General features: G+C 70.9%; 17 protein-coding genes. 10 read left to right on the top strand and 7 right to left on the bottom strand.

The annotated features are described in order from the left end of the window. The first annotated feature begins 12 nt into the window (after nt 1-12). The gene (locus LNW73_RS07105; protein ID WP_138356540.1) at nt 13-735 is read left to right on the top strand and encodes a GntR family transcriptional regulator; all 723 of its coding nucleotides are present in this window, start codon (nt 13-15) and stop codon (nt 733-735) included. Between the two features lie 42 nt (nt 736-777). On the opposite strand, the gene LNW73_RS07100 is transcribed toward LNW73_RS07105, so the two are convergent. Beyond that, entirely contained in the window at nt 778-2,163 is a 1,386-nt protein-coding gene (locus LNW73_RS07100) for an aminopeptidase P family protein (RefSeq protein ID WP_250989358.1), read from the bottom strand. A 121-nt stretch (nt 2,164-2,284) separates the two neighbouring features. Between LNW73_RS07100 and LNW73_RS07095 the strand changes: the two genes are divergently transcribed. The 6 genes from LNW73_RS07095 to LNW73_RS07070 all read left to right on the top strand — a co-directional run bounded on the left by LNW73_RS07095 (nt 2,285) and on the right by LNW73_RS07070 (nt 10,715). Then, complete coding sequence (locus LNW73_RS07095; RefSeq protein ID WP_250989357.1) at nt 2,285-4,030, top strand: ABC transporter substrate-binding protein; 1,746 nt, start codon at nt 2,285-2,287, stop codon at nt 4,028-4,030. A 13-nt stretch (nt 4,031-4,043) separates the two neighbouring features. Continuing rightward, nucleotides 4,044-5,024, top strand: a complete 981-nt coding sequence (locus tag LNW73_RS07090; RefSeq protein ID WP_250989356.1) for an ABC transporter permease — start codon at nt 4,044-4,046, stop codon at nt 5,022-5,024. After that, entirely contained in the window at nt 5,021-6,007 is a 987-nt protein-coding gene (locus LNW73_RS07085; RefSeq protein ID WP_164294559.1) for an ABC transporter permease, read from the top strand. Before LNW73_RS07090 ends, LNW73_RS07085 begins: the two co-directional genes overlap by 4 nt. Next, nucleotides 6,007-7,098 carry an ABC transporter ATP-binding protein gene (locus tag LNW73_RS07080; protein WP_250989355.1) on the top strand — a complete coding sequence of 364 codons (1,092 nt, stop codon included), beginning with the start codon at nt 6,007-6,009 and terminating at the stop codon, nt 7,096-7,098. The genes LNW73_RS07085 and LNW73_RS07080 overlap by 1 nt, the downstream gene beginning before the upstream one ends. Next, nucleotides 7,095-8,153: an ABC transporter ATP-binding protein gene (locus tag LNW73_RS07075; protein ID WP_250989354.1), complete on the top strand. Its 1,059-nt coding sequence runs from the start codon at nt 7,095-7,097 to the stop codon at nt 8,151-8,153. Before LNW73_RS07080 ends, LNW73_RS07075 begins: the two co-directional genes overlap by 4 nt. A gap of 195 nt (nt 8,154-8,348) precedes the next feature. Next, the gene (locus LNW73_RS07070) at nt 8,349-10,715 is read left to right on the top strand and encodes a collagenase (protein ID WP_250992838.1); all 2,367 of its coding nucleotides are present in this window, start codon (nt 8,349-8,351) and stop codon (nt 10,713-10,715) included. Nucleotides 10,716-10,790: 75 nt separating this feature from the next. Here the strand turns inward: LNW73_RS07070 and LNW73_RS07065 are convergent, their stop codons facing one another. Further along, nucleotides 10,791-13,166, bottom strand: a complete 2,376-nt coding sequence (locus LNW73_RS07065) for an immune inhibitor A domain-containing protein (protein ID WP_250989353.1) — start codon at nt 13,164-13,166, stop codon at nt 10,791-10,793. 180 nt (nt 13,167-13,346) lie between these two features. Between LNW73_RS07065 and LNW73_RS07060 the strand changes: the two genes are divergently transcribed. Beyond that, complete coding sequence (locus LNW73_RS07060) at nt 13,347-14,180, top strand: alpha/beta fold hydrolase (RefSeq protein WP_250989352.1); 834 nt, start codon at nt 13,347-13,349, stop codon at nt 14,178-14,180. Nucleotides 14,181-14,206: 26 nt separating this feature from the next. Here the strand turns inward: LNW73_RS07060 and LNW73_RS07055 are convergent, their stop codons facing one another. Further along, nucleotides 14,207-14,860, bottom strand: a complete 654-nt coding sequence (locus tag LNW73_RS07055) for a VC0807 family protein (protein WP_250989351.1) — start codon at nt 14,858-14,860, stop codon at nt 14,207-14,209. Then, the gene (locus LNW73_RS07050; protein WP_250989350.1) at nt 14,857-15,483 is read right to left on the bottom strand and encodes a TetR/AcrR family transcriptional regulator; all 627 of its coding nucleotides are present in this window, start codon (nt 15,481-15,483) and stop codon (nt 14,857-14,859) included. The genes LNW73_RS07055 and LNW73_RS07050 overlap by 4 nt, the downstream gene beginning before the upstream one ends. Before the next feature lie 215 nt (nt 15,484-15,698). On the opposite strand from LNW73_RS07050, the gene LNW73_RS07045 reads away from it, so the two are divergent. Then, entirely contained in the window at nt 15,699-18,827 is a 3,129-nt protein-coding gene (locus LNW73_RS07045; protein ID WP_250989349.1) for a BTAD domain-containing putative transcriptional regulator, read from the top strand. Nucleotides 18,828-18,927: 100 nt separating this feature from the next. On the opposite strand, the gene LNW73_RS07040 is transcribed toward LNW73_RS07045, so the two are convergent. From LNW73_RS07040 to LNW73_RS07030, 3 genes are all read right to left on the bottom strand, one after another. Next, a complete protein-coding gene (locus LNW73_RS07040) occupies nt 18,928-19,761 on the bottom strand; it encodes an ABC transporter permease (RefSeq protein ID WP_250989348.1) in 834 nt (277 codons plus the stop codon). Between the two features lie 49 nt (nt 19,762-19,810). Further along, nucleotides 19,811-20,770, bottom strand: a complete 960-nt coding sequence (locus LNW73_RS07035) for an ATP-binding cassette domain-containing protein (protein WP_250989347.1) — start codon at nt 20,768-20,770, stop codon at nt 19,811-19,813. Nucleotides 20,771-20,968: 198 nt separating this feature from the next. Continuing rightward, the gene (locus LNW73_RS07030; protein ID WP_138354261.1) at nt 20,969-22,498 is read right to left on the bottom strand and encodes a helix-turn-helix domain-containing protein; all 1,530 of its coding nucleotides are present in this window, start codon (nt 22,496-22,498) and stop codon (nt 20,969-20,971) included. Nucleotides 22,499-22,938: 440 nt separating this feature from the next. Here LNW73_RS07030 and acnA point away from each other — a divergent pair, with 440 nt between their 5' ends. Further along, nucleotides 22,939-25,650 (top strand): aconitate hydratase AcnA, encoded by a 2,712-nt coding sequence (gene acnA, locus LNW73_RS07025; RefSeq protein ID WP_308407643.1) that lies wholly within the window; start codon nt 22,939-22,941, stop codon nt 25,648-25,650. The last annotated feature ends 427 nt before the right edge of the window (nt 25,651-26,077 follow it).

Below are 26,077 nucleotides of genomic sequence, written 5' to 3'. Positions count from 1 at the left end.
GGAGGAACAGCGATGGGTGACCTGAAGCAGCGCAACCTGATCACAGCGCAGGAGCGGCTGCGCGATCAGGTCGGCCACGCCCTGCGTGCCGCGCTCATCGCCGGTGAACTGCGCCCCGGCGTCGTCTACTCGGCGCCCGCCCTCGCCGCGGACTTCGGCATCTCCGCCACCCCGGTGCGTGAGGCGATGCTCGACCTGGCGCGCGAGGGTCTGGTCGAACCGGTGCGCAACAAGGGCTTCCGGGTCACCGAGATGAACGAGCGCGACCTCGACCAGTACACCGAGATCCGCGCCCTCATCGAGGTCCCCACCGTCGGCCGGGTCACCCGCACCGCCACCCCGGAACAACTGGAGGAACTGCGGCCGGCCGCCGAGGAGATCGTCGCCGCCGCCCGGGCGCACGACCTCATCGGCTATCTGGAGGCCGACCGCCGCTTCCACCTCACCCTCCTCGGCCTGGCCGGGAACGAGCGGCTGGTGGAGGCCGTCGGCGATCTCCGCAAGCGCTCCCGGCTGTACGGTCTGACGCGGCTGGACGAGCGCGGCGAGCTGGTCTCGTCGGCCGAGGAGCACATCGAGCTGCTCGACCTGATGATCTTCGGCGATGCGGAGGCCGCGGAGGAGTGCATGGCCCGGCACCTCGGGCACGTGCGGTCGCTGTGGGCGGTGGGCAAGGAGGAACCGGCCGCGGCGAAGCCGGAGCCGGTCCTCAAGCGCAAGCTCGGCAAGGCCTAGGCCGGTTGCCCTGCGGGAGGCGCAGCCCGCAGGGCGCCCCGCCTACCCGAGCAGCTCGCCCATCCAGCTCTCGATCCCCGCGACATCGCGCGGCAGCGCCCCCGACATCAGCCGGGCACCGTCGGAGGTGATCACCAGGTCGTCCTCGATCCGGATGCCGACGCCGCGCAGTTCCAGCGGCAGCGTCTCGTCGTCGGGCTGCAGGTACAGGCCCGGTTCGACGGTGAGGACGTGGCCCTCCTCCAGCACCGCGTCGAGGTAGGTCTCGGCGCGGGCCTGGGCGCAGTCGTGCACGTCGAGACCGAGCATGTGGCCGCTGCTGCACAGGGTGTAGCGGCGGTAGAGGCCGCTGTCCTCGGCGAGCGCCTCGTCGGCGGAGATCCGCAGCACGCCCCAGTCGGCGAGCCCTTCGGCGATGACGCGCATCCCGGCCAGGTGGAAGTCCCGGAAGCTGGCGCCGGGTTTGAGCGCCGCGATGCCGGCGTCCTGCGCGGCCAGGACCAGTTCGTACAGCTGGCGCTGGACGGGGGAGAAGCTGCCGGAGAGCGGCAGGGTGCGGGTGACGTCGGCGGTGTAGAGGGTGTCGGCCTCCACGCCCGCGTCGAGCAGCAGCAGTTGTGTGGGGTCCAGCGCGCCGTCATTGCGTATCCAGTGCAGCACGCAGGCGTGCGCGCCGGACGCGGCGATGGTGTTGTACCCGGTGCCGTTGCCCTCGAGGCGGGCGCGCTGGTTGAACGCACCCTCGATCCAGCGTTCGCCGCGCGCGTGCCGCAGGGCGCGCGGCAGGGACCGTACGGCGTCCTCGAAGCCGGCGACCGTGTGGTCGACGGCGAGCTGCAGCTGGTCGACCTCCCACGCGTCCTTCACCAGGCGCAACTCCGAGAGCGCACTGGCTAGTTCGGTGTCCGTCGCGGCGTCACGGCCCGGCGGAAGGGCGCCGAAGCCGTCGAGGTGCTCGCACCGGATGCCGGTCATCCGCTCGGCCTCCGCGAGGTCGGGGCGGCGCCCGACCCAGAACTCCCCGTAGCGGCGGTCGCGGTAGAACCCGGCCTCGGTGCGCGGTGAGCGCGGCCGCAGATACAGCACGGCCTCGTGTCCTGAGGGGCCGGACGGTTCCAGGACGAGGACGTTGCCGGGCTGGTCCTCGCCGGTCAGGCCGGTGAGCCAGGCGTAGGCGCTGTGCGGGCGGAAGCGGTGGTCGTCGTCGTTGGAGCGGACCTTGAGCTGCCCGGCGGGGACGACGAGCCGCTCGCCGGGGAAGCGGGCGGAGAGCCGGTCGCGGCGGGCCGGGGTGAGGTGCGAGGCGGGAACGCGGGTGCCGTCGGGCAGCGGAGTGGCGGCCCAGCCGGCGCCCATGAAGGCGTCCAACGCCGGCGAGGTCGGCAGATCATGACTTCCCGTATGCAGTCGGGCGGGGGTTCCGTTCATCGATGAGCTCCTTCGGACACGGGTCGGTAACGGCGACGCACACATCTTGTCAGTGCAATTTCACATTACTATGTTACGGGTCACATCTTAGAGTGCGGTTCTTCTCAGCGGAGTGACTCATATGACCAAGCGCACCCAACTCGCCCTGTCCACCGCCCTCCTGGCGTCCCTCGCCCTCGGCATCGCGGGCTGTTCCGGCGATGCGAAAGGCAGCCAGAGCGGCAAGGGGAAGAACCCGGCGGCGGCCAACGAAGGACAGGTCGTCGGCGGCACCCCGGTCAAGGGCGGCACCCTCACCGTCCTGTCCAACCAGGACTTCTCGCACCTGGACCCGGCGCGCAACTGGACGATGCCGAACATGGACATGGGGATCCGGCTGCTCTACCGGACCCTGACCACCTTCAGGAGCGAGCCCGGCAAGGCCGGCAGCGAGATCGTCCCCGACCTGGCCACCGACCTCGGCACCCCGACCGAGGGCGGCAAGGTGTGGACCTTCACCCTCAAGAAGGGCCTGAAGTACGAGGACGGCACCCCGATCACCGCCAAGGACGTCAAGTACAACGTCGAGCGGTCGTTCTCGCCCGACCTCACCGGCGGCCCCGACTACGCCGCCCAGTACCTGGCCGACACCAAGGGCTACCAGGGCCCCCTGACGGGCAAGCACCTCAGCTCCATCGAGACCCCCGACGACCTCACCATCGTCTTCAAGCTCAAGCGCCCGGTCGCCGACTTCGCCTCCACGGCCACGCTGCCCACCTTCTCGCCCGTACCGCAGGCCCAGGAGAAGGGCGCGCAGTACGACGCCCGGCCGTTCTCCTCCGGCCCGTACAAGGTCGAGAGCTACGACCGGGGCAAGAAGCTGGTCCTGGTCCGCAACACGAACTGGGACGCCGCCACCGACACCGTCCGCAAGGCCTACCCGGACCGCTTCGTGTTCGTCCAGGGGCTCAAGGGCGGCCAGGTCGACGACCGCGTCATCGCCTCCGCGGGCGGCGACGCCTCCACGATCGAGTGGTCCAACATGCGGCCGGAGAGCGCGCCCAAGGTGCTGCCCAAGGCCGACGTCAAGAGCCGGCTGATCGCCGAGTCCTCCGGCTGCACCGAGATGCTGCAACTCAACACCAGCAAGGCCCCGTTCAACGACCCCAAGGTCCGCGAGGCCATGCAGTACGCCGTCGACAAGGCGTCGCTGCTCACCGCGTCCGGCGGCCCCGCGCTCAACGACATCGCCACCGCCTACCTGCCGCCGGCCCTCACCGGCGCCAAGCAGGCCGACACCCTGAAGATCGCGCCGGCCGGCGACGTCGCCAAGGCCAAGGACCTGCTGAAGGCGGCCGGCAAGGACGGCGGCTTCGGGGCCACCTTCACCGTCTCCACCGGCGACAAGACCAGAGCGGAGGCGATCCAGCAGGGCCTGTCCCGGGTCGGGGTCGCGGTCACCATCAACACCGTCGACCCGTCCGCCTACTACGAGTCGATCGGCGACATCAAGAGCGCGCCCGACATGGTGATGGCCGGCTGGTGCCCCGACTACCCGTCCGGCTCCACCTTCCTGCCCTTCGTCTTCGACGGCCGCACCATCAGGGACAAGGGCAACCAGGGCAACTACTCGCAGTTCCGCGACGACGCGGTCATGCGGCGGATGGACGAGATCGCCGCGATGTCCGACGCGGCCAAGGCCAACCAGGCCTGGATCGACCTCGACGCGCAGATCATGGCCAAGTCTCCGGCCGTACCGCTGATGCTGGAGCGCAAGCCGCTGCTGGTCGGCACCAACATCGCGGGCGCCTTCGGCCACCCGGTGTGGTCGGGCCAGCTCGACTACGCGGCCATCGGCCTCAAGGACCCGTCCAAGAGCCAGGGCTGAGGGGCGTACGGCGATGGCCACCGTCACCGTGCCCGACCGGGTACCTCCCCCCGAACCCCCTGACCCCGCCGGGAAACCGGCGACCGGAGCCGCGCCCGGGTACGGGCCGTGGCGGCTCGCCTGGCGGCAGCTGAGCCGCCGCCCCGCCGCCCGCTTCGGCCTGGTGGTCGTGGCGCTGCTCGTCGTGACGGCCGTGAGCGCGCCGCTGCTCAGCGCGCTCGGCGGCTGGTCGCCCACCGAGTTCGACCAGACCGCCGTCGATCCCTACCTCGGCGGTCTGCCGCTCGGACCGCTCGGCGGCATCGGCCCCGACCACTGGCTGGGCGTCGAACCCGTCACCGGCCGCGATCTGTTCGCCCGGGTCGTCAACGGGGCCCAGGTCTCGCTGCTGATCTCGCTGAGCGCCACCGCGGTGGTCGTCCTCGCGGGCACCGCCACCGGGATCGCGGCCGGCTACTTCGGCGGCCGCACCGACGCCGTGCTCAGCCGTCTGATGGATCTGACGATGTCCTTCCCATCCCTCATCTTCATGATCGCGATGATGTCGGTGGCCCAGGACGTCAACCGGATCTTCCTGATGACCGCCATCATCGGCGTCTTCGGCTGGCCCGGCATCGCCCGCGTCGTCCGGGGCGAGACGCTCTCGGTCAAGCACCGCGAATACGTCGAGGCCGCCCGGGTCGGCGGCTCCGGCGCCTGGCGCATCCTCGGCCGGGAGATCCTGCCCAACGTCGCCGGGCCGATCATCGCGTACACCACCCTGCTCATCCCCGGGATGATCAGCACCGAGGCCGCCCTCAGCTATCTGGGCGTCGGCGTCCGGCCGCCCACGCCCTCCTGGGGCCAGATGATCGCGGACAGCGTCGCGTTCTACGAGACCGACCCGATGTACTTCATCATCCCCAGCCTCTTCCTCTTCCTGGCCGTCCTCGCCTTCACGCTCCTCGGCGACGCGCTGCGCGACATCCTCGATCCCCGGGGAGGCCGCAGGTGATCCTCTATCTCGCCCGCCGGCTCGCCGGAGTCGCCGGCGTGCTCTTCGCGATCTCCGCCATCACGTTCACCATCTTCTACGTCCTGCCCTCCGACCCGGCCGCGGCCGCCTGCGGCAAGAGCTGCAGCCCCGAGCGCCTCGAACTGGTCCGCCACTACATGGGCCTGGACCAGCCGGTCTGGCGGCAGTTCGGCGACTTCCTCACCGGAATCTTCTCCGGGCGCACCCTGGGGGAGGGGCCGCACGCGCTGCACTGCGGATTCCCCTGCTTCGGCTACAGCTACGAGAACTCGGTCCCGGTCTGGGACCTGCTGATGGACCGGCTGCCGGTCTCGGTCTCGCTCGCCGTCGGCGCGTCCGCGCTGTGGCTGCTGCTCGGCCTCGGCGCCGGGGTGACGGCCGCGCTGCGCAAGGACACCCTCGTCGACCGCACCCTGATGGTCGGCGCGGTCGCGGCGGCCTCCATGCCGGTCTACTTCACCTCGGTGATGCTGATCTACGGCGTGATCAGGATCGCCGGCCTGCTGCCCTACCCGACGTACACCGACTTCACCGCCGACCCGCTCGACTGGGCCTCCAACCTGATCCTGCCCTGGCTGGCACTGGCCCTGCTCTACGCCGCCATGTACGCCCGGCAGAGCCGCAGTTCGATGATCGAGGCGATGGCGGAGCCGTACATCCGCACCGCCCGCGCCAAGGGCATGCCGGAGCGCACCGTCATCGTCAAGCACGGGCTGCGCTCCGGGATGACGCCCATCCTCACCCTCTTCGGGATGGACCTCGGCGGGCTGCTGGCCGGCGCCGTCATCACCGAGTCCATCTTCGGGCTGCCGGGCGTCGGACGGCTGTTCTACGACGGTCTCGTCCGTTCCGACCAGCCGGTGATCCTCGGCGTCACCCTGCTGGCGGCGTTCTTCATCGTCATCGCCAACCTGGTCGTCGACCTCCTCTACGCCCTTGTCGACCCGAGAGTGAGGTACTGATGGCCACGCCAGGCCCCCTGCTCGAAGTCCGTGACCTCCAGGTCACGTTCCCCACCCCGGCGGGCCCGGTCCGCGCCGTCGACGGCATCGGCTTCACCGTCGAGGCGGGCCGCACCCTCGGAATCGTCGGCGAGTCCGGCTCCGGGAAGTCCGTCACGTCGCTGGCCGTCATGGGCCTGCACCGGGACGCGGCCGTCAGCGGATCCATCGCGCTCGACGGCCGGGAGCTCACCGCGCTGCCCGACCGCGAGCTGAACCGGCTGCGCGGCCGCCGGATGGCGATGATCTTCCAGGACCCGCTGTCCAGCCTGCACCCCTACTACACGGTCGGCGAACAGGTGGCCGAGCACTACCGGGTGCACTTCAAGGCCAGTCGCGCGGTCGGCAGGCGGCGGGCCGTCGAGATGCTCGGCGAGGTCGGCATCCCGGAGCCGGCCCGCCGGGCGGCGGACCACCCGCACCAGTTCTCCGGCGGCATGCGGCAGCGCGTCATGATCGCCATGGCGCTGGCCTGCGAACCGGACCTGCTGATCGCGGACGAGCCCACCACCGCGCTCGACGTCACCGTGCAGGCGCAGATCCTCGAACTCATCGCCCGCATCCAGGCCGACCGCGGCCTCGGCGTCGTGATGATCACCCATGACCTGGGCGTCGTCGCCCGCGTCGCCCACGAGGTGCTGGTCATGTACGGCGGCCGGGCCGCCGAACAGGCGCCGGTGGACCAGCTGTTCACCGCGCCCGCGCACCCCTACACCCGGGGTCTGCTCGACTCGCTGCCCCGGCTCGACGACACCGACGACGCGCCGCTGCGCGCCATCCCGGGCAGCCCGCCCTCGCTGCTCGCACCACCGCCCGGCTGCCCGTACGTGCCGCGCTGCCCGCGCGCGGCGGCCGGGAGCGCGGCGGAACGGGACCGGTGCGCCTCGGAGCGTCCGGCCTTCGGCCCGGCGTTCTCATCGGCCGGCGGGCATCGCGTGGCCTGCCACTACCCACTGGACGCGGTTGCCGCCGTCCCTGCCAAAGCCCTGGCCCCGGTTACGGCAGCGGCCCCGGCCCCGGCAACGGCTCCGGCCCCGGAAGGATCACGATGAGCGCCCTGGAGACGGTCGCCGCCACCGGCTGCCCGGCGGACGGTGGAGCGCCGCCGCTGCTGTCCGTCCGCGACCTCGTCAAGACGTTCCCCGGCCGCCGCACCCGCGGCGGGCGCGCGGGCGCCCCCGTCCGGGCGGTGGACGGCGTCGGGTTCGACATCGCCGCGGGCGAGACACTGGGCCTGGTGGGGGAGTCGGGCTGCGGGAAGTCCACCACCGGGCGGATGGTCGTCCGGCTGCTGGAGCCCACCTCGGGCTCCGTCACCTTCGACGGCCGCGACATCAGCCATCTGTCCGCGCGCGCCCTGCGCCCGGTACGGCGCCATGTGCAGATGGTGTTCCAGGACCCGTTCTCGTCCCTCAACCCCCGGCAGACCGTCGCCCGCATCATCTCCGACCCGATGCTGGCGCAGGGCAGCGGAGCGGCCGACGCCCGCAAGCGGGCCGCCGAGCTGATGGACCTGGTCGGCCTCATCCCCGAGCATCTCGACCGCTACCCGCACGAGTTCTCCGGCGGCCAGGCACAGCGCATCGGCATCGCCCGGTCGCTCGCCACCCGGCCGCGCCTGATCATCGCCGACGAGCCGGTGTCCGCCCTCGACGTCTCCATCCAGGCCCAGATCGTGAACCTGATGGAGACCCTGCAGCGCGAACTCGGCCTCGCCTACCTCTTCATCGCGCACGACCTGTCGGTCGTCAAACGGGTCTGCGACCGCGTCGCGGTGATGTACCTCGGCCGGATCGTCGAGATCGGCCGCAAGGCCGAGGTCTACGGCGCTCCCGCCCACCCCTACACCCGGGCCCTGCTGTCGGCCGTGCCGCTGCCCGACCCGGCGGCGGAGCGGGCCCGTGAACGGATCGTGCTGCTCGGCGATCCCCCCAGCCCGGCGCATCCGCCGGCGGGCTGCACCTTCCACCCGCGCTGCCACAAGGCGCGGGAGATCTGCCGCACCGAAGCACCACTGCTGCAGATCGCCGGCCCGGGACAGCGGCAGGCCGCCTGCCACTTCCCGGAGCCCGCACCCGCCGGCCAGGGCCTGTCCGGCCGTTCGTGATCGGCCGCCCCGGCCCTGCCGGCGGTGTCCCACCCACTCCACACTCCAACCCACTTCTAGGAGTCCTTGGTGTCCCACGCCCGTTCCGCACGTCCCGCGGGAAGCACCCGCACCACCGGCACCACCACCCGCACCACCCGCGCCGTGCGTAAGAGCCTGCTCGTCGCCGCCCTGTCGGCGTCGCTCACCCTGCCGATGATGAACGTCGCCCAGGCGGGGCAGGCGGGACCGGCAGGTCCGCAGGCCGCACCCGCCGCTCCGGCCGTTCCGGCGACCTTCGCCGGAGCGCCGGGCGCCGGAGCGCCGGGCGCCGGAGCGCCGGGCGCGGGGGCGCGGGCGGCCGACGGCAACCCGTTCGACGAGGTCCAGCGGCTCGCCAAGGCCGGCACGGTCGCCCCTCACCAGGCGCCCGCCCCCGGCGGCGGCGCGCACGCCGAGGGCAGACTGCCCGGCGACCAGTCCGCACCGGCGGGCGGCCCGGCGGTGGCCGCCCGTGACCGGTCGGCCGCTCCGGCCAAGGCGCTGGGCGGTACCGTCCCCTGCACCCTCGACGCCATCACCAAGCTGAGCCCGGAACGCTTCGCGGACTTCCTCGCCGACAACTACACCGTCTCCGTGGAGAACTGTCTGAGCAAGCTGCTCTGGACCTGGGACCCGCGCCTGATACCCGTCATGTCCGACGCCCATGTGCAGGCCGTCTCCCGGCGCATAGCCCTGCTCGCGCCGAAGCACCGGGGCACCAACGCCAACAACCTGTACGAGATGTTCACGTATCTGCACGCCGTCGCGTACCACGACTACTCGCACACCGAGATCGACGTCACCGACGCCCCGACGGTCGCCGCCATGCAGAAGGCCATCGCCGCCTTCGGGACCGCCCCGCGCACCTTCGACGCGACCAAGCAGAACGCCCAGACGCTGCGCGAGGCGCTCTACGCGGCCAGCGCGCCCGGACTGCGCCAGTACCAGCTCCCGCTGATCAAGAAGGTGCTCGCCACCATGGCCCCGGGAGCGGCCACCGCCACCAGCGCCGACTGGGGCGGCGCCGTCCTCGCCGCCCTGTCCGTCAACTACCTCGGCGTCTACCCCGGCAACAACGACACCGCCTTCCGCGCGGCGGCCACCGCGGACGCCGCCTACCGCGGCGCCTTCCGGGTGTTCGGCGGCTACGGCCACCTCAAGGGCACCACGAACGACTGGGCGGCGCGCGACGCGGTCGGTGAGTACGGCCGGTTCGGCCAGATCGACGCCCTCAAGCCGGCGATCGTCAACGACCTCGGCGCACTGCTGGGCACCACCGAGGCCGCCTTCGGAAAGATGAGCCCGCCCTGGGTCAGCGCCGCGTCCTGGCTCAACTACTACGACGACTGCGCGCGGTTCAACGTCTGCAAGGCCCAGATCGAGGCGATGCTCTTCCCGCACACCTACACGTACGACAACGGCGCCATCGAGGTCCACACCGGCCTCGACCAGGCCACCGTCGACCAGCTCTACTACGCCAGCAAGCAGGTCAAGACCCAGTTCCTGCGCGTCCTGGGCACCTCCACCCCGCTGGCCGGGGACACCAACACCACCCTGCACATCCACCTGTACGCGTCGCGCGCCGACTACGAGGTCTTCCAGCCGCTGCTCACGGGCTACGGCACCGAGAACGGCGGCATCTACATCGAGGACGGTGCCACCTTCTACACCTACCAGCGCCGGGTGCCGCAGGACTCCTCGCTCACCCTGGAGGAGCTGTTCCGCCACGAGTACACCCACTACCTCAACGGCCGCTGGGCGGTCCCCGGCACCTTCGGTGACACCCGCTGGTACTCCAACGACCTGACCACCGCCATGGACGAGGGGACCGCCGAGTTCTTCGACGGCGGCACCCGCGACGACGGCATCAAGGTCCGCAAGTCCCTGGTGCAGGGCGTCATCGACGACACCGCGGGCGGCGGCCCGCGGATGACCGTCGACCAGCTGCTGCACGCCACCTACGACGGCGACGGATTCCGCTTCTACGACTACGCGGGCACGTTCTTCGAGTTCCTCTGGACCGAGCACCCGACGCTGCTGCGCGAGATGTACGGCTACGAGCGGGCCGACGACCCGGCCGGTTTCGACGCCTGGCGCACCAGAACCGGCGCCGACGCCGCGCTCCAGCGGGAGTACGACGCCTTCCTGGACCATCAGATCGCCCAGGTCGCCACGCTGTACGTGCCCGACACGAAGTACACGGCCAACGGATCGCTGACGTTCGCCACGGCCGCCGAGGTGCAGGCGGCGTTCGCCGCGGCCACCGCCAACAGCCCTGTCTGCAAGGACAACGCGGACCGGGACAACAAGGTCCGCTTCACCTGCACCGGCCGCATCACGGCCAACCTCTCCGCCTCCGGCGACCCGGACCGGGTCTTCAAGGACATGTCGGAGACCGTCGACTACTTCATCCTGGACCGGGCCGGAGCGGCGGCGAACAACCTGGCCGACATGAACTGCACGTTCGGTGCGGTGGATGTCTGGTCGTCGGGCCTGGCGGGCACGAGCGACTACTCGTGCGAGGGCCCGCTGCGCCGTTGACCGTCCCTCCTGCACAGGAGTCCGCCCTGGCCCCCGCATTCGCGGGGCCAGGGCGGACTCCTGTGCGGACAGCGGTCAGGAAACGTGGCTCACGCGGACGGTGGTGACGCGGCCGTCGTGGGATTCGTTCGTCACGGCGATGCGGGTGCCGGTGTCGGGCACCTTCACGCCTACCTGGGGGAGGTCCGCGTTCCAGTAGACGCCGGTGTGGTCGTTGAAGACGGGGACGCCGGCGTGGGACGGGACGGTGACCGGGACGCCGTCCTTGTGGAAGGTGAGGCGGTCGGTGCGGCCGAGGGAGAACGTCGCGTCGAAGGTCTGGGCGCGGGCGTTCAGTACGGTGCCGTCGGTGTAGCGCAGGGCCGCCGGGCGGGCGTCGACGGGGAGGAGCAGCCCGCCGCCGGGGTGGTTGGCGGTGGTGTTGTCGCTGTAGGCGGTGTCCCAGAGCCAGATGAGGGCGCCCTGCTGGTACGGGTAGAACTCGACGGTGTCCTTCTTCGCCGGGTTCTTCGGGTCGTTCGACCAGCCGAAGTTGTAGGGGCCGGTCTTCAGGAAGGCGCCGTAGCCGGTGTAGCGGCGGTTCTCCACGATGTACGCGCGGGGGTGGTCGGTGACGCCCGTGCGGCCGCTGACGATCGTGAAGCCCTGTGCGGTCCAGCCGGCGGCGCCGGCCTCCGCGCCGTCCGCGAACAGCCGCGTGCCGCCCGCGCTGACGCTCACCGCGTCGGTGAGGACGCCCTTGCCGTGGGTGTTGCTGTCCGAGGTGACGTGGAAGCGCAGCTGCACCTGCTGTCCGGCGTACGCGTCGAGCGGGACGCTCAGTGCGGTCCAGGCGCCGGAGGTGCCGGTGACCACGGGGGTGCCGGTGGGGGTGCGGGGGATCGCGGTGCCGTCCACGGTGCCGGGCAGGGCCGTCCAGTGGCCGCCGCCGTCGGTGGAGGCTTCGACGGTGAAGAAGTCGTAGTCCTTCTCGATGTCGTACCAGAGCCGGGTGTCGAGAACGGCCGGGGCGGTGACGCCGCGCAGGTCGACCGTGCGGGTCAGTGAGCTGTCGAGGAAGTCACCGGTACCGCTCCACCACTGTTTGCCGCCCTCGTACGGGTCGGTGAGGTCGGTGGTCGTGGTCGACGGCGGCAGATGGACGAGCAGCCCCTGCGGGTCGGCGGTGTTGTAGCTGGAGACGCCGAGTTTGTGGGTGGAGGCGGGGGCGGCCGAAGCGGTCTCCTCGTAGGCGAGCCAGCCGAGTTGGAGCTTGCTCCAGGCGTCGAGGTCGCCCGGGTAGTCGCCGGTCGTGTTCGGGCCCTTGCCGAGGTAGGAGGCCGAGGACATCAGCGACCAGTAGTTGACGCTGTTGTCGCCGGTGGCGCCGTACAGGTCGGGCAGCCCGAGGTCGTGGCCGTACTCGTGGGCGAAGAGGCCGACGCCGCTGTTCTCGCCGCCGGTGAGGTAGTCACCCGCCCAGATGCCGGTGTCGCCGACCGGGGTGCCGCCGATCCGGTTGCCCTGCGGGCCCGCCTGCCCCGCCTGGTCGTAGTACGCGAACCAGCGGTGCGCCCAGACCGCCCCGGTGCCCTGGGCGCCGCCGCCCCAGGTCTGGTCCTTGCCGGCGTGCACGACGACGAGGTGGTCGATGTAGCCGTCGGGCTCGTCGAAGTTGCCGTCGTGGTCGAAGTCGTAGCGGTCGTAGTGGTCGTAGTGGGCTATCTGGGCCTTGATGGACGCCGGGGTGCGGCCCTTGGCGCGTTCACCGTCGTACCAGGCGGTGGTGGCGTCCCGGACCATGTCCCAGTTGCTGTGGCACTGCTGGCCCTCGGGGCAGTTGTCACTGCCGTAACGGGCCTCGTTCCAGGGCAGCTTGACCCAGTCGGTGACGGTGCCCTCGATGTCGTACCGGCCGGAGGACTGGGTGCGGTAGAAGTTGCGCAGCGAGACGGTGCCGGGGGCGTCGCCGAAGAACTGCTGCTGGTAGTAGGCGCGGTCGAAGTCCTTGCGCCAGACGGTGTGGTTGTCGGCCTTCGCGGGGCGGCCGGTGGTGTTGTGCAGCGGGCCGGGCTCACCGCCGTAGCGGGGCTGGCCGTTGTTCATGGTGGTGCTGTCCACCTGGTCGCCGAACTCGGCGAGGATGACGAAGATCTTGTCCGTGCGCTCCTGGGCGAGTTCTGCGTACTGCTTGCCGATCTTGACCGTGTGCGGGAGCGTGCCGCCGGGCGCGCGGGCCACCGAACCGGCGGCGACGTGCTCCAGCGCCTGCCGGCGCAGCGCCTGGCGCTGCAGGTCCATCGGGCTGGACGGGGCATCGGCGTGCCGGGCGTCCTCGGGGGCGCTGTTGGCCGGGCCCGGGGCGGCGGCCGGCGGTGCGGACGAGGCCGCGGCCGGGCCGGTGAGCAGCAGCGCGCCGGCTATCGCGGCGCTGGTGAGCGCCGCTATGCCGGGCAGGGTGATTCTGCGCAACGTACAGGTCCTTTCGGAGGAACTGCGGGAGCGCCTCCCGGAGGGGAGGGCCGGTGAGCGCAGGTAATATTTCACATGTCAAAGGTGATGTGTAGGGGATGCGCCGAGACGCCCGGAACTCGTCCGGCGGGGGCGCGATACGGTCGCCAGGATCGGTAGCCGACTCGCGAGGGGGACCACGTGCCCGGGATCGAACTCACCGCCGGAACCGTCGACTTCGAGGACACCGGGGGGTCGGGCCCGGTCGTCGTTCTGCTGCACGGACTCGGCCAGAGCGGCACCGTGTGGAAGCGGGTCGTCGACGATCTGCGCACCGACCACCGCTGTGTGATCCCGGACCTGCCGACCGGCGGCCACCGCCGTCCGATGCGGCCGGACGCCGAGCTGTCACTGCGCTCCGTGGCCCTGCTGGTCGGGGAGTTCCTGGAGCGGCTGGAGCTGGACGGGGTGACGCTGGTCGAGAACGACTCCGGTCACGCCCAGGTGCTGGCCGGCGAACGCCCGGAGCGGATCGGCCGGTTGGTCATCACCTCCGGCGAGGCGTTCGAGAACTACCCGCCAGGGGCCGGCGGCAAGATGCTGACCGCCGTGAGCCGCATTCCCGGCGGCGTGTACGCGCTCGCCCACTTCATGAACCTGCGCGCGCTGCGCGGACTGCCGGTCGGATTCCGTCCGATGTCCGTGCACGGTGTGCCGCACGAGATGCTCGACGACTGGCTCCGGCCGCTGCTCACCGACCGGGCGATCCGGGCCGATCTGCGGCGCTACCTCCTGAGCGCCCGCAAGGGCGCCATGCTCGAAGCGGCCGAACGGCTCAGGAAGTTCGACCGCCCCGCGCTGGTCGTGTGGGCCGAGGACGACCGGATGATGCCCCGCGCCCACGGCCGCCGGCTCGCCGACCTGCTGCCGCAGGGCCGGCTCGTCGAGATCCCGGACTGCCGCACCCTCATCCCGGTGGACCAGCCGGCGGCCCTCGCGGCGGCACTGCGCGAATTCATCGGCGCCGAGGGCTGAGGAGTCCGGGCAAGAGGGAGGAGCGCTCAGGCGCGCAGGTCGCGGCGCTTGGTGTAGACGACGTGGAAGACCGTCAGCGGTACCGCGATCACCGGCCAGACGAGGTGCATGGCGGCCGGGGCGTCGTCGATGGGCAGCGCGTACGCGAAGGCGAGATTGGCGAAGGCGTTGAGCAGGCCGGCGAGGCCCCAGACGGTCGTCAGCACCCGCAGTCCGTGCCGGAAGGCGGGGTCGTCGTCCCACCGCGCCTCCCAGGTGCGCAGCCCCTGCGGGCCTGCCTTGGTCAGCACGAAGGACCGGAACAGCACCATCAGGGCGGGCCGTCCGCGCACCACGGAACCGAGCATCCACACGGCGGCGAGCCCGCCCGCCATGCCGACCCACGCGTCCCGGACGAGCATCGTCCGGGGATCGTGCGTCAGCACCGACAGGACCAGGCCCAGCGCGACGAGGCTGAGCACGAACAGCGCGAAGTACTCGACCTGGCGCCGCCGGACGAACCGCCGCACCACGATCACGGCCGGCACGATCGCGGAGAGCAGCAGCGACCACCACTGGTCGACGCCCGCGGCGCGCAGCCCGTAGAACACCGCGAGCGGCAGCACCAGATCCGTCAGGACCGTGCCGAGCACGGCCTTGCGTCCACTGGCCGGCTCCCGCACCGCTGTGACCTCGCTCATGACGTCTCCCCTTGGGTGGCCCGCTCGAAGATTCCGACCAGTTCCGTGCCGTACGCCTTCAGGTCGGCGCCGGGCTCGCGGGCCAGCACGCCCGCCGCCGCGTCGATGGACGCCCGCAGGCTGACCGCCATCACCCGCGGATCGAAGTCCCGGAACACGCCCTCCGCCTGGCCGTCCCGGAAGTGCCGCTCCAGCAGTTCCAGCGCGGGCCCGTCCTGGACGGTCAGCGGTGCGCCCTCCGGCGTCCGCGCGTTCACCGCGATGTCCACCAGTGCGCGGATGTGCGCCGAGTGGGTGCTCATGAAGTCCAGGTTCGCCTCGATGTAGGCGGCAAGGACCGCCGCCCGCCCGGCGACGGCCGTGATCCGCGGCCGGATGAAGGCCGCGGCGGCGGTCGTCACTTCGTCGACGACCGCCCGCATCAGATCGTCCTTGCCCGCGAAGTGGTACGAGATCAGCCGCGTGCTGCTGATCCCGGCCCGTGCGGCGATCTTCGCGAACGAGGTCTGGGCGTATCCCAGCTCCGCGATGGCCTCGATGGCCGCCCCGACGATCTGCGCCCGCCGGGCGGTCGCGGTGACCGACCGTCCGGTGGGTGCGCCGGCATTCTCTGTTACTCGCATGAGTAAAAAGTTACCTGAATGAGTAAGGCCTGGCAAGGGCCGGCGGATCGCGCGCCCGTCCACCGTGCTGCCGTCCGCTGCCGCAGGCCCTTTACCAGGGGTGTTCGCGTGGGTGATGCTGTCCCGGCGCTGGAGGAATGATCGACACGGCGGGAGCCGGTCGGTTCGGAGGGGAAGGCCGCAGTGTGCGCGTAGTGCTGCTTGGACCGATTCACGTGGACGCCGACGACGGGACGCCGGTCGAGGTGGGTGGCGTCCGGCTGCGGATGCTCCTCGCCAGGCTCGCCCTCGAAGAGGGCCGTACGGTGTCCGTCGACTCGCTCGTCGACGGCCTGTGGGGCGAGGAGCCGCCCGCCGAAGCGGCCAACGCGCTGCAGGCGCTGGTGTCCCGGCTCCGCAGGGCGCTGCGCGGGTCCGCGACGGTGGAGTCCGCGTCCGGCGGCTACCGGCTCTCGGTCCGGGCCGAGGACGTGGACGTTCACCGCTTCGAGGACCTGGCCGCCCAGGGCAGACGGGCCCTCGCGGCCGGCCGGGCCGGCGAGGCGGCCGCACTGCTCGGAACGGCGCTCGGGCTGTGGCGGGGCGCGGCGCTCGCCGATGTGCTCGACGCGCCGTTCGCCGGACCCGTCGCGACCCGGCTCGACGATCTGCGGACCGCGGCGGCCGAGGACCGCTGCGATGCCGAACTGCGGCTCGGACGGCACGGAGAGGTGCTCGCCGACCTCGAAGCGGCCGGCGCCGAACGGCCGTTGAGCGAGCGGGTCGCCGGGCTGCGGATGCGGGCGCTGTCCGCAGCCGGCCGGCAGTCCGACGCACTCGCGGTGTACGAGGCGATACGCAAGCGGCTCGCCGGTGAACTCGGCGTCGATCCGTCGGCCGAACTGCGGGAGATCCATCTGGTCCTGCTGCGCGGCGAGCTGGAGACCCCGGCCGAGCGGGCCGAGGCCGCCCCGAACCGCCTCCCGGCCCGGCTGACCAGCTTCGTCGGCCGGGACGGCGAACTGGAGCGGCTCGCCGGGCAGTTGGACCGCGGCCGGCTCATCACCATCGTCGGCCCCGGCGGCGCGGGCAAGACCCGGCTCTCCCTCGAAGCGGCCACCAAGGACCGCGCCCACCCGCGCGGCCGGGTCTGGTTCGTGCCGCTCGCCGGTGTCAGCGCACCGGACCAGCTGGCCGACGCGGTACTCGGTGCCCTCAGCTCCACCGACGGCCGCCTGTACGACGCCGGCCAGGGGCAGCGGGCCACCCCGGTCGAGCGCATGGCCGGACTCTTCGGCAGCGGCGACGCCCTGCTCCTGCTCGACAACTGCGAGCACCTCGTCGAGGCGGCCGCGGAACTCGCCGCCGAACTCCTCGACAAGCTGCCGGAGCTGCGGATCCTCGCCACCAGCCGCGAGGCCCTCGCCATCACCGGTGAGTCCTTGTGTCACCTCGGCCCCCTCGACATCCCGATGGGATCGCCGGAGCCCGCCGAGGCCGCGCAGTCGCCCGCCGTCCGCCTCTTCGTCGACCGGGCCGCCGGAGTCCGGCCGGACTTCACGCTCGACGACTCGACCCTCGACGCCGTGGTCGAGGTCTGCCGCCGGCTCGACGGGATGCCGCTCGCCCTCGAACTGGCCGCGGCGAAGCTCCGCTCGATGAGCGTCGAGCAGATAGCGCGCCGCCTCGACGACCGCTTCCGCCTCCTCGCCTCGGGCAGCCGCACCGCCCTGCCCCGTCAGCGCACCCTGCTCGCGCTCGTCGAGTGGAGCTGGGACCTGCTCGACGAACCCGAGCGGATCCTCGCCCGCAGACTGTCGGTGTTCCCGGGCGGCGCGACCGTCCCCGCGCTCGAAGCGGTCTGCGCGGACCCGTCGCTGCCGGCCGCCGACATCCCGTACGTGCTGGACGCCCTGGTCGAGAAATCGCTGGTCCACACCGTCGACGAGCGGCTGGGCGAACCGCGCTACCGGATGCTGGAGACGGTCCGCGCGTACGCGGCGCGGCAACTCGCCGACGCCGAGTCCGGGGACGCCGTCACCCAGCGGTACGCCGCGTACTTCCTGGCTCTCGCGGAAGAACACGAACCACGCCTCCGTACCGGTGAACAACTGCGTGCGATCGAGGTCTTCGACGCCGAACACGACAACCTCGTGCTCGCGCTGCGCTCGGTCGTCGACGCCCGGGACGGGAACCTGGCCGCGCGCTTCGCCGGGGCGATGTTCTGGTACTGGGGCATCCGGGGGATGAGCACCCAGCTCGACACCCATCTGGCGGAGGCCACCGGGCCGGATTCCGTACCTGCACAGGACTCCGGACGCGGGGCAGCCGGCGGCGAACGTCCGGGCGTCGAGGGGGAATCGGCGACGGCGCGTGAGTTCCACCCGGCCGTACTGCTCCTGCGGATGTCCCAGGTCTCCTTCCCCGCCCGCGCAGCGGGACCGGGCGGAACCGCGGACCAGGACCCGCTCCACTCGCCCGACCCCTGGGTCCGGGCCGGCGCCCACCTGGCACGGGACTTCGCCCTCACCGAGCAGGGAGACCTGGTCACCGGCGCCGCGTCCCGGCTCGAGGCGCTGCGCGGCTTCGAGGAGGTCGGCGACCGCTGGGGGCTCGTGATGAGCCTGCTCCCGATCGGCCGTGACCACTCCCTGCGCGGCGAGTACCCGCAGGCCATCGCCACCTTCGAGCGGACCGTGGCACTCAGCTCCGAACTCGGCACCGAGGACTACCTCTACCTCAGCAAGGCCAGACTCGCCCGTGAACGCCGGCGCAGCGGCGACCTGGAAGGCGCCTTCCGCGATCTGCACGCCGCACACCGGCAGGCCCGTGAGCGCGGACAGCTGCGCCTGGAGGCCAACATCCTCGTGGGCCTGGCCAATGTGCAACGCAGGGCCGGGGACCTGGCGCAATCCGACGCGACCCTCGACCGGCTGGAGGCGCTGAGCGCCCGGCGCCCCTCCCTCAGGCAGACCGCCCGCGACCTGATCGTCAGCACCCGCGTCGAGAACCGTCTCGCCGAGGGTGACGCCGTGCGGGCCAGGGCCCTGCTGCCGGAGGCGGCCGGCGCCCTGTTCGGCCAGGGCGCCGGCGCCGCGCTCGCCTGGGTGGCCGAACTGCTGGGCGGACTGCGGACCTTGGAGGGCGCTCCCGAAGAGGGCGCCAGGTCGCTCGGCATGAGCCAGGTGATGCGCGGCGCCTTCGACTGGGGCGAGCCCGAGTGGCGCGAGCTCGTCGACCGCATCGTGGGGACGCTGGGCGAGGAGGGCTTCAGGAAGGCGTTCGAGGAGGGGGCCGGGTACTCCCGCGGGGACGCGCTGCGGTGGCTGGAGGCGGAGACCCTGCGGACGGTGCCGCGGACCTGACGAGCCGGACGCGGTCACGCGGACGGCCGGGCGGGGTCCGCTCCACCCCCGTGGGTGCGGACCCCGCCCGGCCGGGCTTGTCACCGGAGGACGATGCGGATCATCCGGCGTTCTTGCGGTAGGCCCGCATGGCGAGCGGGAAGAAGACCACGACCACACCGGCCATCCAGGCGAGGCTGCCGGCCAGCGAGCCGGCGACCGGCCCGCCGTTGAGCAGACCGCGGACCGCGTCGGCGACCAGCGAGACCGGGTTGACGTCGGACCAGGCCTGGAGCCAGTCGGCCATCTTGTTGTCGGAGACGAAGACGTTGCTGGCGAAGGTGAGCGGCAGGATCAGGATGGTCATCAGGCCCTGCACGGAGGCGGGGTTCTTGATCAGCATGCCGAGGAACACCGAGATCCAGGAGAAGCTGAGCGCGAAGCCGATGAGCAGGGCGATCGCGGCGAGCGAGGCGACCGGGTCGGTCCCGACGCGGTATCCCATGATCAGCGCGAGCACGACCAGGGTGCCCAGGCAGGCGACGTAGCGGACGATGTCGGCCAGGACGGCGCCGATCAGCGGGCTGGAGCGGGCGATCGGCATGCTGCGGAACCGGTCGAAGATCCCGGTGCCGGCGTCCGCGCTGAGCGAGGCGCCGATGCCGATGCTGGCCTGGAAGACGGCCATCACCATGACGCCTGGGGTGACGTGCTGCAGATAGCCGTGGGTGTCGCCGCCCGACATGGCGTCCCCGAACAGGTAGATGAACATCAGCAGGCTGATGATCGGGGTGAGGATCACATCGACCAGCTGCATCGGCGACTTCATGAACTTGGTGACGCCGCGGCCGGCGAGGGCCAGGCTGTGCTGGACGGTCTGCGCGAGCCCGATACGGCCGGGGAGTTCGGCGGGGGCGACGAGGGGCTGGGTGCTGCTGAGGGTCTGGGTGCTCATGACGGAGGTCCTCTCGGGAAGGTCTGCGCGGAACGGGGGAGCCGGTGGCTCAGACGGCGACGGGCTGCTCGTCGGCGACGGCGGGCTGGTGTCCGGTCAGGGCGAGGAAGACCTCGTCGAGGCTGGGCAGCCGCAGCCCGAGCTCGTCGGCGGTGATGCCGGCGCCGTCCAGGCGGCGGGCGACCGCGGCGACCAGCAGCGGGTCGTCGGCCGGGACGGTCAGCACACCGGAGTCCTGCGCGGGGGAGTGGCCGGACAGCTCGGCGAGCAGCTGCGCCACCTGCGGCACATCGGCGGCCATGGCGGGCCGGACCTGGAGGATCTGGCCGCCGACGCGGCGCTTGAGCTCACCGGGCCGGCCTTCGGCGACCTTGCGGCCCTTGTCGAAGACGGTGATGGAGTCGGCGAGCTGGTCGGCCTCTTCGAGGTACTGGGTGGTCAGCAACACGGTGGAGCCGTCCGCGACCAGCTGCCGTACGACGTTCCAGACCTCCTGCCGGGCATGCGGGTCCAGACCGGTGGTGGGCTCGTCCAGGAAGAGCACCCGCGGCCGGCCGACCAGGGAGGCGGCCAGGTCCAGGCGCCGCCGCATACCGCCGGAGAAGGTGGCGATCGGCTTGCGGGCCGCCTCGGTGAGGGAGAAGTTCTCCAGGAGCTCGGTGGCCCGCGCCTTCGCGTCGCGCCGGGACAGGCCGAGCAGCCGTCCGATGAGCACCAGGTTCTCGGCGCCGGACAGGGTCTCGTCCACGGAGGCGAACTGACCGGTCAGCCCGATCAGCTGCCGGACCCTGACCGGGTCCTTGACGATGTCGTAGCCGCCGATTCTGGCGTGTCCGGCGTCGGGGCGCATCAGCGTGGCCAGGATGCGCACGGTGGTGGTCTTGCCGGCGCCGTTGGGACCCAGGACGCCGACGACCTTGCCGGCCGGGACCTCCAGGTCGACGCCGTCCAGGGCGGTGAAGTCGCCGTACTTCTTGACCAGACCCTCGGCCCGGATCGCGTACCCCATGTTCAACAACTCCTCGTCAGGTCCTCGTCGTTCTCGATGACCATGACGATGCCGGGCCCGGCTGACAGCCCGCGGACAGTGCGCTGACGACGGTCGACGACCGCTGTCAGGGGCTGTCAGGGCTTCTGCGAACAGCGATCAGGCCCGGCACCCGCTCCTCGAGGAGCGGGTGCCGGGCCTGCTGGGGCGGGCGCTCGGTCAGATGTCGCGGAACGTCTCGATCTGCGCGCCGATCGTGTTGAGCCGCTCGGCCAGGTCCTCGTAGCCGCGGTTGATGACATAGACGTTGCGCAGTACGGAGGTGCCCTCGGCGGCCATCATCGCGAGCAGGATGACGACGGCGGGGCGCAGCGCGGGCGGGCACATCATCTCGGCGGCGCGCCAGCGGGTCGGGCCCTCGACGAGGACGCGGTGCGGGTCGAGCAGTTTGACGCCGGCGCCCAGACGGGTGAGCTCGGTGAGATAGATCGCGCGGTTGTCGTACACCCAGTCGTGGATGAGCGTGGAGCCCTGGGCGGTCGCGGCGATGGCGGCGAAGAAGGGGACGTTGTCGATGTTGAGGCCGGGGAACGGCATCGGGTGGATCTTGTCGATGGGCGCGCGGAGCTTGGACGGGCGCACGGTGAGGTCGATGAGGCGGGTCCGGCCGTTGTCGGCCTTGTATTCCTCGGTGCGCTCGTGGTCCAGGCCCATCTCCTCCAGGACGGCCAGTTCGATCTCCAGGAACTCGATCGGCACCCGGCGGATCGTCAGCTCCGACTCGGTGACCACGGCGGCGGCCAGCAGGCTCATCGCTTCGACCGGGTCCTCGGAGGGCGCGTAGTCCACATCGCGGTCGATGTCGGTGACCCCGTGCACGGTCAGGGTGGTGGTCCCGACGCCGTCGACCCGTACCCCGAGCTCCTCCAGGAAGAAGCAGAGGTCCTGGACCATGTAGTTCGAGCTGGCGTTGCGGATCACGGTGATGCCGTTGTTGCGGGCGGCGGCCAGCAGCGCGTTCTCGGTGACCGTGTCGCCGCGTTCGGTCAGCACGATGGGCCGGCTGGGGGAGATCGCCCGCTCGACGACCGCGTGATAGGTGCCGTCGGTGGCCGTCACGTCGAGGCCGAAGTGGCGCAGCGCGTTCATGTGCGGCTGCACCGTACGGGTGCCGAGGTCGCAGCCGCCGGCGTACGGGATCCGGAAGCGGTCGGTGCGGTGCAGCAGCGGGCCGAGGAACATGATCACGCTGCGGGTGCGCCGGGCCGCCTCGGTGTCCATCGCGTCGAGGTCCAGCTCGGCCGGCGGCACGATCTCCAGATCGTTGCCGTCGTTGATCCAGCGGGTGCGGACCCCGATGCTGTTCAGCACCTCCAGGATCCGGTAGACCTCCTCGATCCTGGCGACCCGGCGCAGCGTGGTGCGCCCGGAGTTCAGCAGGGAGGCGCAGAGCAGCGCGACGCACGCGTTCTTGCTGGTCTTCACGTCGATCGCGCCGGACAGCCGCCGCCCGCCGACCACCCGCAGGTGCATGGGCCCCGCGTAGCCGAGCGACACGATCTCGCTGTCGAGGGCCTCGCCGATTCTGGCGATCATCTCCAGGCTGATGTTCTGGTTGCCGCGCTCGATGCGGTTGACCGCGCTCTGGCTGGTGCCCAGTGCCTCCGCGAGCTGGGACTGGGTCCAGCCGCGGTGCTGGCGGGCGTCACGGATGAGCTTGCCGATACGGGCGAGGTAGTCATCGATCATGTGGCAAACGGTATCTCACACATGAGATGGGGGCTGTGTGGCGAAAGGCAGGTGCGGCGTGTGGATCGTCGGGAACGGGGTAGACGTGGCGCGGTGGCCCTCGATCCGGCAACGTCACACAAGGTCACTATCTCGGATATGAGATTAATGTGCCTGATCGTGTGAAGGATTGCTCCAGATGGACGAGTGGGTTCCGGGTCATGGCGCCGGGCGCGCGCGAGCGCCACAGGGGTGCCGGGGCATGACCCCGCACCGGTGATGTACTAGAGTTATCTCGACATCGAGATATCTGCCGAGGCGTACCACGCCGCAGTCACCGAGCTACTAGGTAAGGCATACCTAACCTAGCGCTCACCTTAGCGGATCGGCATGGAGTCGTGTCGGTCGTGTCGGCAGGATTGCGGTGGTACGCGCGAATTACATGCATGAAGGAGACTGTCGTGTCGGCGAACAGCTTCGACGCCCGCAGCACGCTGCAGGTGGGCGACGAGTCGTACGAGATCTTCAAGCTGGACAAGGTCGAGGGCTCCGCCCGCCTTCCCTACAGCTTGAAGGTCCTGCTGGAGAACCTGCTCCGCACCGAGGACGGCGCGAACATCACCGCCGACCACATCCGGGCCATCGGCAACTGGGACTCGAGCGCCCAGCCCAGCCAGGAGATCCAGTTCACGCCGGCCCGCGTGATCATGCAGGACTTCACCGGCGTGCCCTGCGTGGTGGACCTCGCCACCATGCGTGAGGCCGTCAAGGAGCTCGGCGGCGACCCGTCCCGCATCAACCCGCTGGCCCCGGCCGAGCTGGTCATCGACCACTCCGTGATCGCCGACAAGTTCGGTACGCCGGAGGCGTTCGCGCAGAACGTGGAGCTGGAGTACGGCCGGAACCGGGAGCGCTACCAGTTCCTGCGCTGGGGCCAGACCGCGTTCGACGAGTTCAAGGTCGTGCCGCCGGGCACCGGCATCGTTCACCAGGTGAACATCGAGCACCTGGCCCGTACCGTCATGGTCCGCAACGGCCAGGCGTACCCCGACACCCTCGTCGGCACCGACTCGCACACCACCATGGTCAACGGCCTGGGTGTGCTGGGCTGGGGCGTGGGCGGCATCGAGGCCGAGGCAGCGATGCTCGGCCAGCCGGTGTCGATGCTCATCCCGCGCGTCGTCGGCTTCAAGCTGACCGGCGAGCTGCCGGCCGGCACCACCGCCACCGACCTGGTGCTGACGATCACCGAGATGCTGCGCAAGCACGGCGTCGTCGGCAAGTTCGTCGAGTTCTACGGTGAGGGCGTCGCCGCCACCTCGCTCGCCAACCGCGCCACCATCGGCAACATGTCGCCGGAGTTCGGCTCCACCGCCGCGATCTTCCCGATCGACGACGAGACCCTGAAGTACCTGCGGCTGACCGGCCGCGACGCGCAGCAGGTCGCGCTCGTCGAGGCGTACGCCAAGGCCCAGGGCCTGTGGCTGGACCCGGCCGCCGAGCCGGACTTCTCGGAGAAGCTGCAGCTCGACCTCTCCACGGTCGTCCCCTCCATCGCCGGCCCGAAGCGCCCGCAGGACCGCATCGTCCTCGCCAACGCCTCGCAGCAGTTCGCCCGCGACGTACGCAACTACGTCGAGGACGACGACGAGGCAGGCAAGGAGTCCTTCCCGGCCTCCGACTCCCCGGCGTCCACGAACGGCGTCCCGAGCCGTCCGACCCTGGTCACCCTCGCGGACGGCACGTCCTTCGAGATCGACCACGGCGCCGTCACCGTCGCCGCGATCACCTCCTGCACCAACACCTCGAACCCCTACGTCATGGTCGCCGCCGCGCTCGTGGCGAAGAAGGCGGTCGAGAGGGGCCTGACCCGCAAGCCGTGGGTCAAGACCACCCTCGCCCCGGGTTCGAAGGTCGTCACGGACTACTTCGACAAGGCCGGCCTCACCCCGTACCTCGACAAGATGGGCTTCAACCTCGTCGGGTACGGCTGCACCACCTGCATCGGGAACTCCGGTCCGCTGGACGAGGAGATCTCGAAGGCGATCAACGAGCACGACCTGGCCGTCACCTCGGTGCTCTCGGGCAACCGCAACTTCGAGGGCCGGATCAACCCCGACGTCAAGATGAACTACCTGGCGTCGCCGCCGCTGGTCGTCGCGTACGCCATCGCGGGCTCCATGAAGGTGGACATCACCAAGGACGCCATCGGCACCGACACCGAGGGCAAGCCGGTCTTCCTGCAGGACATCTGGCCGACCGAGGCCGAGGTCAACGACGTCGTGGCGAACTCCATCGGCGAGGACATGTTCAACAAGTCCTACCAGGACGTCTTCGCGGGTGACGCGCAGTGGCAGGCGCTGCCGATCCCGACCGGCAACACGTTCGAGTGGGACGCCGAGTCCACCTACGTCCGCAAGCCCCCGTACTTCGACGGCATGACGATGGAGACCACCCCGGTCACCGACGTCACCGGCGCCCGGGTGCTGGCCCGGCTGGGCGACTCGGTCACCACCGACCACATCTCCCCGGCCGGTGCGATCAAGGCCGACACCCCGGCCGGCAAGTACCTCACCGAGCACAAGGTCGAGCGCCGTGACTTCAACAGCTACGGCTCGCGCCGCGGCAACCACGAGGTCATGATCCGCGGCACCTTCGCGAACATCCGGCTGCGCAACCAGATCGCACCGGGCACCGAGGGCGGCTTCACCCGCGACTTCACCGTCGAGGGCGGCCCGGTGTCGTTCATCTACGACGCCTCGCAGAACTACCAGGCCGCCGGCATCCCGCTGGTCATCCTGGCGGGCAAGGAGTACGGCTCGGGCTCGTCCCGCGACTGGGCCGCCAAGGGCACCGCGCTGCTCGGCGTCAAGGCCGTCATCGCCGAGTCCTACGAGCGCATCCACCGCTCGAACCTGATCGGCATGGGCGTCCTGCCGCTGCAGTACCCGGAGGGCGTGACCGCGGCCTCCCTGGGGCTCACCGGCGAGGAGACCTTCTCCTTCACCGGCGTGACCGCGCTGAACGACGGCGGGATCCCGGAGACGGTGAAGGTGACGGCCGGCGACGTGGAGTTCGACGCCAAGCTGCGCATCGACACCCCCGGCGAGGCGGACTACTACCGCAACGGCGGCATCCTGCAGTACGTGCTGCGCTCGCTGATCACCAAGTAAGCACCGCCCGACACGGGCCGGGACGGCCCGCCACGGCCGTCCGGACGGACCGCACCCCCTCACCCCGGGGTGCGGTCCGTCCGCATTTGTCCTTCAAGAAGTGAACGCGAGAGGGGTGATCAATGGTAGATAAGTGAAGGCAAATGCCTACTGTTCGAGGTGGTTCCAGAAACGGAGTCTGCTCCTCCGCGTTTCGGCCAGGTCTCAACTCGGGAAAGCTTCACGGCCAAACGGGCTTTCGATCTTGCCCTCTCAACGAGAAGTGGACTATACCTGTCGCGTCCAGGGAAGCCCGCGAGCGCGGGCCGGGCGGGGGGATCGACGGGCCGAAAACGCCCGCTCGTGGCAGGACCACCCCTCCGGTGGATGGCAGCATCACTGAAGCTTCATCTGTTCGCGGGCGCCGGCGGATTCCGCTGCACCGCAT

The organism is Streptomyces sp. RKAG337 (assembly GCF_023701715.1).
Lineage (GTDB): Bacteria > Actinomycetota > Actinomycetes > Streptomycetales > Streptomycetaceae > Actinacidiphila.
This window is presented reverse-complemented; position numbering and strand designations above follow the sequence as displayed.

Bases quoted from the DNA above. Each gene is read 5' to 3' on its own strand.
- LNW73_RS07105 (WP_138356540.1), top strand. From the start codon at position 13: ATGGGTGACCTGAAGCAGCGCAACCTGATCACAGCGCAGGAGCGGCTG.
- LNW73_RS07100 (WP_250989358.1), bottom strand. From the start codon at position 2,163: ATGAACGGAACCCCCGCCCGACTGCATACGGGAAGTCATGATCTGCCG.
- LNW73_RS07095 (WP_250989357.1), top strand. From the start codon at position 2,285: ATGACCAAGCGCACCCAACTCGCCCTGTCCACCGCCCTCCTGGCGTCC.
- LNW73_RS07090 (WP_250989356.1), top strand. From the start codon at position 4,044: ATGGCCACCGTCACCGTGCCCGACCGGGTACCTCCCCCCGAACCCCCT.
- LNW73_RS07080 (WP_250989355.1), top strand. From the start codon at position 6,007: ATGGCCACGCCAGGCCCCCTGCTCGAAGTCCGTGACCTCCAGGTCACG.
- LNW73_RS07075 (WP_250989354.1), top strand. From the start codon at position 7,095: ATGAGCGCCCTGGAGACGGTCGCCGCCACCGGCTGCCCGGCGGACGGT.
- LNW73_RS07070 (WP_250992838.1), top strand. From the start codon at position 8,349: ATGATGAACGTCGCCCAGGCGGGGCAGGCGGGACCGGCAGGTCCGCAG.
- LNW73_RS07055 (WP_250989351.1), bottom strand. From the start codon at position 14,860: ATGAGCGAGGTCACAGCGGTGCGGGAGCCGGCCAGTGGACGCAAGGCC.
- LNW73_RS07050 (WP_250989350.1), bottom strand. From the start codon at position 15,483: ATGCGAGTAACAGAGAATGCCGGCGCACCCACCGGACGGTCGGTCACC.
- LNW73_RS07040 (WP_250989348.1), bottom strand. From the start codon at position 19,761: ATGAGCACCCAGACCCTCAGCAGCACCCAGCCCCTCGTCGCCCCCGCC.
- LNW73_RS07035 (WP_250989347.1), bottom strand. From the start codon at position 20,770: ATGGGGTACGCGATCCGGGCCGAGGGTCTGGTCAAGAAGTACGGCGAC.
- LNW73_RS07030 (WP_138354261.1), bottom strand. From the start codon at position 22,498: ATGATCGATGACTACCTCGCCCGTATCGGCAAGCTCATCCGTGACGCC.